The following is a 12779-nucleotide window of genomic DNA, read 5'->3' as shown; positions in this document are numbered from 1 at the left end:
TCGTCGTCAGTCCAGGTACCTGCTTGGCAATGGTTGGGAAGCCTCTATGATACTGCAACTTTGATATCGGCTGCCTTTGGTTTCAGTAACAAAATCCATAAAGCCAAGAATGGCCATGACAAGGATAAGAACTGTGCTGCCCCATTAAAGTTCAAAAATTTTCCCTGTATCCAGGTTTGCATGGTGGCGGCGAAGTAAGGATTGTCTGGTACCAGATTGAGTACCACCAGCGAAATCGACAAGAGTAAGAAGGCCAGTCGCCGTTGCACGTGCAGTGGCGCAAAGGAAAAACCGTACAGCATGATCAGGCTGATCAGCAGCCCGCCACGTGCGCCTGGAGTGAGCCAGGCAAAGGCATAATCGGGGTTGAGCAGTAAGGCACTGGCCAGTGATTTGCCGGTCAGAGCGAACAGCAGCAAGAGTGCAGAGATGCGCAATTTCGGCGCGCGCGGCGTGAGCAGCGACAAGCTGAGCAAAATTGCCCCGCTGCAGCCGCAAGCGGTGATAAAGGTTTCCGCCAGCAGATAGGCATCGGCATTGAATTCCCAGCCATGCAAAATCAAGCTGCCGAGGTCGATGTCGAACTCGAAGATATCGCTCAAGTGTTGCGACAGAATAGGGAAAATCTGACCCAATCCGAACAGATAAGCTTGCGGATACAGTTGCGCCATCGGCCACAAGCCGAGCAACACCACTTCCCAGCTCGCTTCGCGATAGGTCCATTGCTTGCGTAATAATTGTAATCGACCTTTTTCCAGCACCAAGGGCGTCAGCAAGGCCGCACTGAGCGCGCCAAGCAAGCCGCCGCTGGCATTGGTGAGAAAATCGAGCAAGGAAGTCACCCGGCTCGGTAAAAAATATTGCACCAGCTCGGCACTGGCGGATACCACGACGGCACCGACGGCACCCAGCAGCACCGCTTGCCAGCCGACGCGGCGTGGATAGAGCGCAAAGACGATCAACATCCCGAAAGGTATATAGCCGACCACATTGATGCCGGCATCGAACAGGGTCCAGTAGCGTGGCCACTGACGAATGACAGCCGGCAGGGCTGACAGATTATTCGCTTGCCAACCGGTAAACGGATACCAGCTCGCATACAAGATCAAAATCAGATAGGCCAGCAAGCTGGCGCGGGCAAACGGCGAGCTGTGCCGCAATGGTGTCATTGGCGGCGTGTCGGGCTCACTCATGGATGGCTACTATCGGCTTGGCCTATCCATGCATTGAGTTCAGCAATGAAGTTATCGGCCGCAGTTTGCATGGCGTTGGCACCACCGCGGGCATCGGCTGTGGTGGTGGCGGCCGTGAGGGTAAAGCGCCGTTGTGCCAAGATGTTTTTTCCTTGCCGCAGGCTGGCGCGGACACTGATGTGCGCATGGCTTTGCTGTGGTGCGGTGAAAATCTGTGAAAATTCGTCCAATTCGAGTTGCAACACCCGGCCATCGATACCCGTACTGCTGCCGTTTTGCAGCTTCACGCGTTGCATCAGCAATTGTGCCGGCGGCATGGTCCAGCGTGCTTGTGCGTAGGCTTTCAGTTGGCGTGGGTCGTCATAGGCGAGGCGATACAGCATGGCATTGCTGTCGAGGGCAGCGCTGGTGAGGATCTCACTCATGGCTGGCATGGTGTGCCGTGCCGTGGCGCTGCTGACTTGCGCCGTTGGACCGAAATCGTATTGTTGCGGCACTGGTGAGACCGTGTTCACGCAAGCGCTGAGCAAGGCCAGCGCAGTCAGGCAGCCGGTCAGACGGAGGGAGCGAAGCAGTATCGACATGGGTGGGTTCCTTATTTCGGCGTGATAAAGCCGGCTTCGCCCGGACCTGGCATTGCTGCCGGTTTGCCGAACAAAATGCTTTGTGGACTATCGTTGAGGGTCTCGCTGGTGCGCTTGAGCGCACGCATGCTGGTACCGGCTTCAGTGCTCAGTGTTTGCAGGCGTGGCAGGGTATCGAGCAAGACGCTGTCACTGAGCGCATCGAGGCTATGACTCAAGCGGGCGATCGGGCCGTCGCGTGATTGTAAGTCACTGCTGAGTTGGTTCATGTTGCGGGTAAATTGGCGCGCATCGGCCGATAGGGCTGAGACGGCATTGAGGGTGGTTTCAGTTTGAGCGATCAGGTTTGGCAGTTTGTTGAGCGCCGGCGTTAATTTCGCCGGCACGGCCTGCCACGCCTGCGCTACGTCGTTGATACTGCTTACGGTATGCACCAAAGACTGGGCGTTGGCTGGATCGAGCAGGGAATTCATCCGTTTGGTTAATTCTTCAGTCTGGCTCAGTATTGCCAAGCCGCGCTGCTCTATCGTTTGCAAGGTACTGGCGTGCAGCGGAATGCGCGGCAGGGTAGTGCCGCTTTGCGTAGCCAATAAGGGTTGCGCCGATGATTGATCATCATCGAGCTGAACAAAGGCAATCCCGGTCACGCCTTGGTAAGCCAAGGTCGCGTAGGTCGACGCCGTAATCGGGGTGGTCGGAATCACTTCCAGGCGCATCACAATCTGGCCGTTAACCGTGGTATCGAAATCGATATCGGTAACGCTGCCGACCTTGAGCCCCTTGTAGCGCACCGCAGCTTGCAAGTTCAGGCCGGAGACCGCGCTTTGGGTGACGATCTCATAGGGGATACGTTGAATTTTATCGCGTCCTAGCCAAATAGCGAGCAAACTCGCAATGATCAGTAAGGCAATTGTGAAGAAGCCGGCAATAAGGGCATGCGAACGGTTTTCCATGGGACTCCTAGGGTGAAGCAGATTGCATGACTTCCATTGCGCGCCGCCCGCGGCCGCCGAGGAAGAAACTATGTATGAACGGATGTTCGTAACGCACCACCTCAGCCGGCGTGCCTATCACGATGACTTTTTTTTCTGCTAACACCGCGATGCGGGTCGAGAGGGCGAACAAACTATCCAAATCATGGGTGACCATGACGACGGTCAATCCCAATTGTTGATGTAGCGATAGTATCAGTTCGACAAAACTATCGGAGCGGTCTGGGTCGAGTCCGGCCGTTGGTTCGTCGAGAAACAGTAATTCCGGGTCGAGCGCCAGCGCGCGCGCCAAAGCGATGCGTTTAATCATGCCGCCGGACAAGTCGGATGGCATTTTACGTGCGTGCTCGAAACCAATATTTACCATTTGCAGCTTCAGATACACCAAATCGGTAATGAGTTCCTCAGACAAACGACCGATTTCACGCATGGGCTGGGCAACATTGTCAAAAACACTGAAGGCTGAGTAGAGGGCGCCTTGCTGAAACAACATGCCGGAACGCTGGCGCAGATACGCCAGATGGCGCTGATCTTGCGAGTGAATATCTTCACCGAAGACGGCAATACGGCCGCGCCGTGGTCGTTCCAAGCCCAGCATTTGCCGGAGTAAGACGGTTTTTCCCGTGCCGGAACCGCCGACGATAGACAGAATTTCACCGCGCTGCACCGACAATTCTAAATTGTCATGTACCAGCGTGCGCCCGAATTGCGTGCGCAAGCCGCTGATCTCGATGATTGCTTCCTTGTTTGCTGAACTGTACATCAATACCCCAGCTTACTGAAAATAATGGCATAAACGGCATCGGCAATGATGACGACGGTAATGGCTACGACCACCGAATTGGTGGTGCCGCGGCCCAGGCTTTCGGTATTAGGCTCGATACGCAAACCGTAATGACATGACACTAACGCAATCAGCATGCCGAAGCTGGTGCCTTTCAGTAAGCCTATCCAATAATTAATCAAAGGCACCGCTTCCGGTAATTTGTAGAGAAAGAACGCCGGGGTCATGCCCAGCAGTGCTTGGGCCGAGATCATGCCGCCGGCGATGGCCATGATATCGGTCCAAATCACCAGCAAGGGCATGGCGATGGCCAGTGCCAAGACCTTGGGCATGATCAGTCGGAATCCATGTGGAATGCCCATCACGCTCATGGCATCGAGTTCTTCCGTTACGCGCATGACACCAAGCTGTGCCGTGATGGCTGAGCCGGAGCGTCCGGCCACTAAAATGGCTGCCAGCATAGGGCCAAGCTCTCGGATAATACTCATGCCGAGGATATTGACGATGTAGAGATCGCCACCAAAGGTGCGTAATTGCTGTGCCGATAAATACGACAACACGATGCCGATCAAGATGCCGACCAAGGCGGTGATGCCCAGGGCTTGTGCTCCCATACGATACAAATTGGCCGACAGTTCTTTCCATGGCCCGCGTAGCGGGTGGCGCGCGAAGCGCAGCAAGTCGAGCATTAATTGCCCGAGTAAGGCCGTGAAGCTTTGTATGTGTTCAAAGAACGCCAGCACCCGTGAACCTAGCAGCATGACGCCACTCAGGCGCGGCTTGGGTGGTGCCGGCACGGCGAGCTTGCCGACTTCTTCCAGACGCGCGAAAATCCCCTCGTGCGCTTGAAGTAACTGCAACTGCGCCGGACGCCGTTTGCCCCAGGCACGCCAGAGGGTGAGGGCACCGACATGGTCGAGTGCGCTGATGTCACGCAAGTCCCAGTGTAGTTTCGGTTGCTGTGCGAACGCCTGCAATTTGCCGCTCAAATCGTCAATGCGCTTGTCTTTCGCCAAGGCATGCACCAGCCAAGCACCACTGATCGTGACGGTGCTGTCGGCGTGCTCGCTTAGCTTCAAAGTAGGGAGAATATCGGTATGCATGCGCGCAGTGTAAGCGTTTCGAAATAAGCTTGCAATGGACTCCCGTAGCACATTTTTGCTTACTTTCTTTGCGGCAAAGGCTTTTTCTTGTCGATCACTTCACGGCAGTCGCCCTTGAAGTTTGCATTATCGTAATTAGTCCAGCCATAGCTGTCGACATAGCGGGTATGCACCTTGAACGCGGCGCTGACGAAGCTGCGGTCGAGTTGCTCGCCGGGATAACGGATGTCGGCCATATCGAGCAAACTGTGAAACACGTTTTCGGTCGACAAGCGCGCCTTCTGGTGCTTCTTGAGTTGTGCGACCTTGTCCGGGTATTGCTCGCGGTAGGCGTCCGAGTACCAGACCAAGGCGGGAATATGAAATTCAAACTGCGTGTTGTGGCCATGAAATGCCAGCTTGCAACTGCCATCGTACAAAGTCTGGCCATGATCGGAGACGTACAGCATCGAGGTGATTTCGGTACGCCCCTTCAATTGCTCGATGAAACTGGCCAATATCGCGTCGGTATAGAGTATCGAATTATCATAGCTGTTATTGAGGGCCGGTTTGTTATCGAGATCGGTGTAGGCCGGATTATCGATGCCGTACAGCGATGGTTGCCAGCGATCGAATTCGGCCGGATAGCGATGACTATAGTTCCAATGATTGCCTAGGGTATGCAGCACAATGAGCTTTTTCGGGCTGGCATCGGCCAGCGCACGTTGCAAAGGCGCTTGCAGTACAGAATCCAAACTGGAATTATTGGTAAAGCCGCCGAGATTGAGGAATTCTGTCACGTCGGCCTCTTTGGCAAATACCGACACCGGCGTGTCGAAGCTGCCGAAACTCATTTGGTTTGAGAGCCAGAAAGTCTTGAAGCCGGCTTCTTTGTAAGCGCTGAGGAAAGACTTCTCGGAAAATCCGGCTTGCAAACCCATCGTCGCCGGTTTGCGCGACACAATAATGGGAACCGACAAGCGGGTCGCCGATACGGCCGTGATCATATCGCGCAAGCTGATCAAATTACTCTCTTGCGCCAGCAGTGGGTTAGTCGGGCGGCGATAGCCGTTGAGGCTCCAGCGATCATAGCGCGACGACTCCCCGATTACCATCAGCACTGTCTGCGTAGCGGGGGCATCGGCCGCTTGGCTGGCCTGAAAGCGGAAGTTGCGGCTTTTTTCCGCCAACTTTTGCAAGTACTGACGCTCATTCCAAAAATCGACCACATGCATGGCCAAGCCGAACGGCCAACTGCTGCTCAACACGCTTTGCTCAACTGGCGGCATGGCCCAGGCCGGCAGCTTGCCGGGCCAGCGTAGCAAGCTCGCGCGCATACTTTCCGCGCGCGGATCGGATAAGGCCGTGCCGCTGGCTTGCCCGGCAACGCCGACACAATTACCGTAAGCGAAGCAACCACACAGCAGGGCTAAAATTGCCACCACCCAGGGGCGGCTAAGGTGACGCCAGCGCAGGCCAGGGTACTTATACGCAATCCTTAACAATCGCCACCACCAATAAATAATTGCGACCACTAAGCCGAGCAGGAGCCAGATCTTGGTGCCGAGAAACTCCAGCGCTTCCTTCGGGCTGGTTTCGGCAATCACGCCCAGATGATGGGTCGAGATGCCTTGCGAAAAATACAGGCGCAAGTAGACTTCCACTGGTATTGCCAGCATGGCTGGCAGCAACAGCCAGTGAAAGCGCTGCGGCCCTTGGCCGAGCGCCCACAGCAGCAACCAACTCAAGAGACCGAGACCAGCCAACTGCCATGGCTGATCCAAGGTTTGCCCTAGCGCCAGTGGTAAAAATGGCACGGTGGACATCAGGATGTAGCTCAGAATTAAAAACGTCGGGCCGCGCGGCGGCATGGATGGCAGGTTCATTGCTTAAGATCGGAAAAAAGGGTGCGCAAGGCTCGACAATATAAAGGATTTACTCGTGGAGCAGGGGCGGGGCGCTGCTTTTGTCTGGCTGGCGCACGCAAAACAGGGAGCGAGGCTGGCTTTTTTGCATAAATTCACTATCCTGTAACAGCGCTTGCCTGGTCTTCCGACTGGTGTCTTGACAATAAAAGCGTTGACAGTCATTGCCAATGGCGCATAAAATTGCGAGTTCTCGATTTTGGATTCATTGTATTTGGCCCTGTGTGTTATCTGGCAGGAGCAAGCGGCGTCGTCAGTGCCACGTAATTCGGCATGATGCGGTGCTCAAGCTGTACCAAAGTAAGTCAAAATCGGGCTCGTCTGGAAAACTTGATTGCATCAAGCAGACGTAAAAAATGATTTTAGCTCCCGGGCAACCGTTTCCGGGTTTGTGTTTAACGTTGTATTTTGTTGGATTAAAAACGATGCCAACCATCAATCAACTGATTCGCCAACCACGTGTTTCAGCACGTGTAAAGAGCAAATCGCCGGCGCTGGAAAACAGCCCGCAGAAACGTGGCGTTTGCACCCGCGTTTACACGACAACTCCAAAAAAGCCTAACTCGGCTTTGCGTAAAGTTGCCAAAGTACGTTTGACCAATGGTTTCGAAGTCATTTCGTATATCGGCGGTGAAGGCCATAACTTGCAAGAACATAGCGTGGTACTGCTGCGCGGTGGTCGTGTAAAAGATTTGCCGGGTGTACGTTACCATATGGTTCGCGGTGCTTTGGATACTCAAGGCGTCAAAGACCGTAAGCAATCTCGTTCGAAATATGGTACTAAACGCGCTAAGGCCGTTAAGAAGTAATAATCTCGTAACTTAATCTCCGTAAGCTATTACGGATCAGTGTCGGTTCGGATTGAGCCGAGTAAGTGACTGACTATGATGGTGAGTCGCGAGTGCCGGTAAGTTGTTATCTGGTACTCAACTGAAGATTGAAAGGAATTGAAATGCCACGTCGTCGTGAGGTCCCGAAACGGGACGTATTGCCGGATCCAAAATTCGGTAATGTAGAAGTAGCAAAATTTGTCAACGTATTGATGTTGTCCGGCAAGAAGTCTGTTGCTGAAGGCATAATCTACGGTGCGTTCGATCACATCCAGCAAAAATCTGGTAAAGATCCTTTGGAAGTGTTTGCTCTGGCAATCGGTAATGCCAAGCCACTGGTTGAAGTTAAATCGCGTCGCGTCGGCGGTGCCAACTACCAGGTGCCTGTTGAAGTGCGTCCGGTACGTCGTTTGGCTTTGTCTATGCGTTGGTTGCGTGAAGCAGCGAACAAGCGCAGCGAAAAATCCATGCCACAACGTTTGGGCGGCGAATTGCTCGAAGCGTCTGAAGGCCGTGGCGGTGCGATGAAGAAACGTGATGAAGTCCATCGTATGGCTGAAGCCAACAAGGCCTTCTCTCACTTCCGCTTCTAAGAGTAAGAGAACGGTGTCCTTGTATGATTTTCATGCAAAGGCATTGGCAAGTATTTTGAATCAGGCCGGGCGCGATTTTCACGAAAAATTGCGCTCGGTTTTGTCCATTAAAAGATTTAGGATTATCTATGGCCCGTAAGACCCCCATTGAGCGCTACCGCAATATCGGTATCTCGGCTCACATTGATGCTGGTAAAACAACGACAACTGAACGCGTTCTGTTCTACACCGGTGTCAACCACAAAATCGGTGAAGTGCATGATGGCGCCGCCACCATGGATTGGATGGAGCAAGAGCAGGAACGCGGCATTACCATTACTTCCGCGGCGACGACATGCTTCTGGAAGGGCATGGCGAACAATTTCCCTGAGCATCATATCAACATCATTGATACCCCAGGTCACGTCGATTTCACGATCGAAGTAGAACGCTCGATGCGCGTGCTCGATGGTGCTTGCATGGTTTACTGTGCAGTCGGCGGCGTTCAGCCACAGTCTGAAACAGTATGGCGTCAAGCTAACAAGTACAAAGTCCCACGTTTGGCGTTCGTCAATAAAATGGACCGTACCGGTGCGAACTTCTTCAAAGTCTACGAGCAAATGCGTTCACGCCTGAAGGCTAATCCGATTTTGATTCAAATTCCTATCGGCGCGGAAGAAAACTTCCTCGGCGTAGTCGATCTGGTCAAAATGAAAGCTATTTTCTGGGATGAAGCATCGCAAGGTATGAAATTCGATTACCGCGATATCCCTGAAGAATTGCAAGCGCAAGCAGCTGAGTGGCGTGAAAAGATGGTTGAAGCCGCTGCTGAGTACACTGAAGAACTGATGAACAAATACCTCGATGAAGGTGATTTGACTGAGGAAGAAATCAAAGGTGCTTTGCGCGCGCGTACTATCGCGGCTGAAATCGTTCCGATGATGTGCGGCACTGCGTTCAAAAACAAGGGCGTACAAGCCATGTTGGATGCGGTCATTGAATACCTGCCATCGCCAGTCGATATTCCGCCTGTCACCGGTTTGGATGAATACGAAGAGCCAACTTCGCGTAAAGCGGAAGATACAGAGAAATTCTCTGCCTTGGCATTCAAAATCATGACTGATCCATTCGTTGGTCAATTGATTTTCTTCCGCGTCTATTCGGGTATGGTCAAGTCGGGCGATACCGTCTACAACCCGAACAAGAACAAGAAAGAACGTCTCGGCCGTATTCTGCAAATGCATGCTAACCAACGTGAAGAAATCAAAGAAGTTCACGCTGGCGACATCGCCGCTGCAGTTGGTTTGAAAGATGCGACGACCGGCGAAACCTTGTGCGATCCAGCAGCAATCATCACGCTCGAACGCATGATTTTCCCAGAACCGGTTATTTCTCAGGCAGTTGAGCCTAAGACTAAGGCCGATCAGGAAAGAATGGGTCTGGCATTGAATCGTTTGGCACAGGAAGATCCTTCGTTCCGCGTGAAAACGGATGAAGAATCGGGTCAAACCATCATCGGTGGTATGGGCGAGTTGCATCTGGAAATTATCGTCGATCGTATGAAGCGTGAATTCAACGTTGAAGCGACTGTTGGTAAGCCACAAGTTGCTTACCGCGAAACTATTCGCAAAACTTGCGAAGAAATCGAAGGTAAATTCGTTAAGCAATCCGGTGGTCGTGGTCAGTACGGTCACGTGGTTCTGAAAATCGAACCGCAAGAACCAGGTAAAGGTTTTGAATTCGTCGACGCCATCAAAGGCGGTACCGTTCCACGCGAATACATTCCTGCGGTAGAAAAAGGCGTGATCGAAACATTGACTTCGGGCGTATTGGCCGGTTATCCAGTTGTTGACGTTAAAGTCACTCTGTTCTTCGGTTCATACCATGACGTCGATTCGAATGAAAACGCGTTCCGCATGGCTGCATCGATGGCATTTAAAGATGGCTGCCGTAAAGCAAGTCCGGTCATCCTCGAGCCAATGATGGCGGTGGAAGTGGAAACGCCGGAAGATTACGCTGGTACGGTCATGGGCGATTTGTCTTCACGTCGCGGTATGGTTCAGGGTATGGACGAGATTCCTGGTGGCGGCGGTAAGATCATCAAAGCCGAAGTGCCATTGTCTGAAATGTTCGGTTATTCGACTTCCCTGCGTTCCGCAACGCAAGGTCGTGCGACTTACTCGATGGAATTCAAGCACTACGCTGAAGCACCGAAAAACGTCATCGACGCCATCGTCACTGCAAAATCCAAGTAATAGATCAGCGACCTGCTCCTTGCCGGAGCGGGTCGCCCTTGTTAAAAATCGTTCTTTTTGAAGGAAGAATAAAATGGCAAAAGGTAAGTTCGAACGCACCAAGCCGCACGTCAACGTCGGCACAATTGGTCACGTTGATCACGGTAAAACTACACTGACAGCAGCGATTGCCACCGTCTTGTCGAAAAAATTCGGCGGCGAAGCAAAAGCCTACGACCAGATCGATGCAGCACCGGAAGAAAAAGCACGCGGTATTACGATCAATACTGCTCACGTCGAATACGAAACAGCTGCGCGTCACTATGCGCACGTTGATTGCCCAGGCCATGCCGATTATGTTAAAAACATGATCACCGGCGCGGCACAGATGGATGGCGCGATCTTGGTTTGTTCGGCAGCAGATGGTCCTATGCCACAAACACGCGAACACATCTTGTTGGCTCGTCAAGTTGGCGTTCCATACATCATCGTATTCCTGAACAAATGCGACATGGTTGATGATGCAGAATTGCTCGAATTGGTAGAGATGGAAGTGCGCGAGTTACTGGTGAAGTATGACTTCCCAGGCGACGACGTGCCTATCATCCAAGGTTCGGCTAAATTGGCACTCGAAGGCGACACGGGCCCATTGGGCGAAGAAGCCATCATGAAATTGGCGAATGCACTCGATACTTACATCCCTACACCGGAACGTGCCATCGACGGCGCTTTCTTGTTGCCAGTGGAAGATGTATTCTCGATCTCCGGTCGCGGTACAGTGGTAACCGGTCGTATCGAACGCGGTATCGTTAAAGTCGGCGAAGAAATCGAAATCATCGGTATCAAAGACACAGTCAAGACAACTTGTACTGGCGTTGAAATGTTCCGTAAATTGCTCGACCAAGGTCAAGCTGGCGATAACGTCGGTGTTCTGTTGCGCGGTACTAAGCGTGAAGATATCCAACGTGGTCAAGTGTTGGCAAAACCAGGTTCGATCAAACCGCATGCACATTTCACAGGCGAGATCTATGTCCTGTCGAAAGATGAAGGCGGCCGTCATACACCATTCTTCAACAACTATCGTCCACAGTTCTACTTCCGTACTACGGACGTCACTGGTTCGATCGAGTTGCCAGCGGATAAAGAAATGGTTATGCCAGGCGACAACGTGTCGATCACAGTAAAATTGATCAACCCGATTGCGATGGAAGAAGGCTTGCGCTTCGCTATCCGTGAAGGTGGCCGTACTGTTGGTGCTGGCGTCGTTGCAAAAATCATCGAGTAATTTGTAATTCTGTAGTACACTAGTCGGCTGTCGCATTTTAGGATGCGGCAGCCGCTTTTTTTTATTCGCTCTTTATAAAATTGCCACGCTCTGTTGAGTCGGTGGCGCGTTCTTTACAGGAAATACCATGTCTGCAAATCAAAAAATCCGCATCCGTCTGAAAGCATTCGATTACAAATTGATCGATCAATCAGCTCTGGAAATCGTCGAAACTGCCAAGCGCACTGGCGCCGTTGTCAAAGGTCCGGTTCCTTTGCCTACACGTATACAGCGTTTTGACGTATTGCGTTCCCCGCACGTGAACAAAACTTCGCGTGATCAGTTCGAAATCCGTACTCACCAGCGTTTGATGGACATCGTTGATCCTACCGACAAAACTGTCGATGCATTGATGAAGCTTGACCTGCCAGCTGGCGTGGACGTCGAAATCAAACTGCAATAATTTATTCCTGCTCCGTTTGGGGAATTAATAAAATCCGACATACCACAATTTGCCGGATTTTGAAATAATTTAGCTTGTAAGTAAAAAATTTGCGAGCTATAATCGAAGGCTTAGATGAAGGTCGGCATTGTCTGACCTATTCGTTTAAGTTTTTTAAACATCAGCCTCACCCAATCGTAGGTGAGAATGGAGAAAATAATGAGCTTGGGCCTAGTTGGTCGCAAGGTTGGTATGATGCGCATCTTTACAGATGACGGGGATTCGATTCCAGTCACTGTGCTGGACGTGTCCAACAACCGCGTGACGCAAGTCAAAACTCCTGAAACAGACGGTTACTCCGCTGTTCAGGTTACTTACGGTCAGCGCCGTGCATCCCGCGTAACAAAAGCGGCTGCCGGTCACCTTGCAAAAGCAGGTGTTGAAGCTGGTACCGTTCTGAAAGAATTCCGCATTGGTACAGAGCAAGCTTCAGAATTGAAAGCTGGCGATGTCATCCCTGTCGGTATGTTTGAAGTTGGTCAAAAAGTTGACGTGCAAGGTGTCACGATTGGTAAAGGCTATGCCGGTACCATCAAGCGCCATCACTTCGCTTCCGGTCGTGCTTCTCACGGTAACTCCCGTTCGCATAATGTCCCAGGTTCCATCGGTATGGCACAAGATCCAGGTCGCGTTTTCCCTGGTAAGCGCATGACCGGTCACCTTGGTGATGCAACACGTACTGTGCAAAATCTGGAAATCGCTCGCGTCGATGCAGAGCGTCAGTTATTGCTCGTTAAGGGTGCTGTGCCAGGTGCAAAAAATGGTCGGGTGGTTGTTTCGCCTGCTGTTAAAGTCAAAGTTAAGAAGGGGGCCTGAT

12 protein-coding genes are annotated in these 12779 nt (G+C 52.2%); 6 read left to right on the top strand and 6 right to left on the bottom strand.

Going from position 1 to position 12779, the window contains the following annotated elements:
• Positions 1 to 44: 44 nt before the first annotated feature.
• From RHM61_RS04275 to RHM61_RS04250, 6 genes are read right to left on the bottom strand one after another with little or no spacing between them, the layout of a single operon-like run.
• Positions 45 to 1193, bottom strand: a complete 1149-nt coding sequence (locus RHM61_RS04275) for a VanZ family protein (protein ID WP_322249910.1) — start codon at positions 1191 to 1193, stop codon at positions 45 to 47.
• Positions 1190 to 1777, bottom strand: coding sequence for an ABC-type transport auxiliary lipoprotein family protein (locus RHM61_RS04270; protein ID WP_322249909.1), 588 nt, complete (start codon positions 1775 to 1777; stop codon positions 1190 to 1192). The genes RHM61_RS04275 and RHM61_RS04270 overlap by 4 nt, the downstream gene beginning before the upstream one ends.
• 11 nt (positions 1778 to 1788) lie before the next feature.
• Positions 1789 to 2730 carry an MlaD family protein gene (locus RHM61_RS04265; RefSeq protein WP_322249908.1) on the bottom strand — a complete coding sequence of 314 codons (942 nt, stop codon included), beginning with the start codon at positions 2728 to 2730 and terminating at the stop codon, positions 1789 to 1791.
• A gap of 7 nt (positions 2731 to 2737) precedes the next feature.
• The gene (locus RHM61_RS04260) at positions 2738 to 3532 is read right to left on the bottom strand and encodes an ABC transporter ATP-binding protein (RefSeq protein WP_322249907.1); all 795 of its coding nucleotides are present in this window, start codon (positions 3530 to 3532) and stop codon (positions 2738 to 2740) included.
• Positions 3532 to 4656: an ABC transporter permease gene (locus RHM61_RS04255; protein WP_322249906.1), complete on the bottom strand. Its 1125-nt coding sequence runs from the start codon at positions 4654 to 4656 to the stop codon at positions 3532 to 3534. Before RHM61_RS04255 ends, RHM61_RS04260 begins: the two co-directional genes overlap by 1 nt.
• Positions 4657 to 4715: 59 nt before the next feature.
• A complete protein-coding gene (locus RHM61_RS04250; protein ID WP_322249905.1) occupies positions 4716 to 6521 on the bottom strand; it encodes a phosphoethanolamine transferase in 1806 nt (601 codons plus the stop codon).
• A 464-nt stretch (positions 6522 to 6985) separates the two neighbouring features.
• Here RHM61_RS04250 and rpsL point away from each other — a divergent pair, with 464 nt between their 5' ends.
• From rpsL to rplC, 6 genes are all read left to right on the top strand, one after another.
• Positions 6986 to 7369: a 30S ribosomal protein S12 gene (gene rpsL / locus RHM61_RS04245; protein ID WP_322251035.1), complete on the top strand. Its 384-nt coding sequence runs from the start codon at positions 6986 to 6988 to the stop codon at positions 7367 to 7369.
• Between the two features lie 143 nt (positions 7370 to 7512).
• Positions 7513 to 7983 (top strand): 30S ribosomal protein S7, encoded by a 471-nt coding sequence (gene rpsG, locus RHM61_RS04240; RefSeq protein WP_322249904.1) that lies wholly within the window; start codon positions 7513 to 7515, stop codon positions 7981 to 7983.
• A 128-nt stretch (positions 7984 to 8111) separates the two neighbouring features.
• On the top strand, positions 8112 to 10217 hold the full coding sequence (fusA, locus tag RHM61_RS04235) for an elongation factor G (protein WP_322249903.1): 2106 nt from the start codon (positions 8112 to 8114) through the stop codon (positions 10215 to 10217).
• Between the two features lie 73 nt (positions 10218 to 10290).
• The gene (gene tuf / locus RHM61_RS04230) at positions 10291 to 11481 is read left to right on the top strand and encodes an elongation factor Tu (protein WP_322249902.1); all 1191 of its coding nucleotides are present in this window, start codon (positions 10291 to 10293) and stop codon (positions 11479 to 11481) included.
• 127 nt (positions 11482 to 11608) lie between these two features.
• Complete coding sequence (gene rpsJ, locus RHM61_RS04225) at positions 11609 to 11923, top strand: 30S ribosomal protein S10 (RefSeq protein ID WP_183554295.1); 315 nt, start codon at positions 11609 to 11611, stop codon at positions 11921 to 11923.
• Between the two features lie 198 nt (positions 11924 to 12121).
• The gene (rplC, locus tag RHM61_RS04220; protein ID WP_322251034.1) at positions 12122 to 12778 is read left to right on the top strand and encodes a 50S ribosomal protein L3; all 657 of its coding nucleotides are present in this window, start codon (positions 12122 to 12124) and stop codon (positions 12776 to 12778) included.
• Position 12779 lies beyond the last annotated feature (1 nt).

Origin of the sequence: Undibacterium sp. CCC3.4 (assembly GCF_034347425.1) — a bacterium.
Classification (GTDB): Bacteria; Pseudomonadota; Gammaproteobacteria; order Burkholderiales; family Burkholderiaceae_D; genus Undibacterium.
This window is presented reverse-complemented; position numbering and strand designations above follow the sequence as displayed.

Coding starts and splice junctions, on each gene's coding strand:
- RHM61_RS04250 (WP_322249905.1), bottom strand. CDS start 6,521: ATGAACCTGCCATCCATGCCGCCGCGCGGCCCGACGTTTTTAATTCTG.
- fusA (WP_322249903.1), top strand. CDS start 8,112: ATGGCCCGTAAGACCCCCATTGAGCGCTACCGCAATATCGGTATCTCG.
- RHM61_RS04265 (WP_322249908.1), bottom strand. CDS start 2,730: ATGGAAAACCGTTCGCATGCCCTTATTGCCGGCTTCTTCACAATTGCC.
- rpsG (WP_322249904.1), top strand. CDS start 7,513: ATGCCACGTCGTCGTGAGGTCCCGAAACGGGACGTATTGCCGGATCCA.
- RHM61_RS04275 (WP_322249910.1), bottom strand. CDS start 1,193: ATGAGTGAGCCCGACACGCCGCCAATGACACCATTGCGGCACAGCTCG.
- rplC (WP_322251034.1), top strand. CDS start 12,122: ATGAGCTTGGGCCTAGTTGGTCGCAAGGTTGGTATGATGCGCATCTTT.
- RHM61_RS04255 (WP_322249906.1), bottom strand. CDS start 4,656: ATGCATACCGATATTCTCCCTACTTTGAAGCTAAGCGAGCACGCCGAC.
- RHM61_RS04270 (WP_322249909.1), bottom strand. CDS start 1,777: ATGTCGATACTGCTTCGCTCCCTCCGTCTGACCGGCTGCCTGACTGCG.
- rpsL (WP_322251035.1), top strand. CDS start 6,986: ATGCCAACCATCAATCAACTGATTCGCCAACCACGTGTTTCAGCACGT.
- tuf (WP_322249902.1), top strand. CDS start 10,291: ATGGCAAAAGGTAAGTTCGAACGCACCAAGCCGCACGTCAACGTCGGC.
- RHM61_RS04260 (WP_322249907.1), bottom strand. CDS start 3,532: ATGTACAGTTCAGCAAACAAGGAAGCAATCATCGAGATCAGCGGCTTG.
- rpsJ (WP_183554295.1), top strand. CDS start 11,609: ATGTCTGCAAATCAAAAAATCCGCATCCGTCTGAAAGCATTCGATTAC.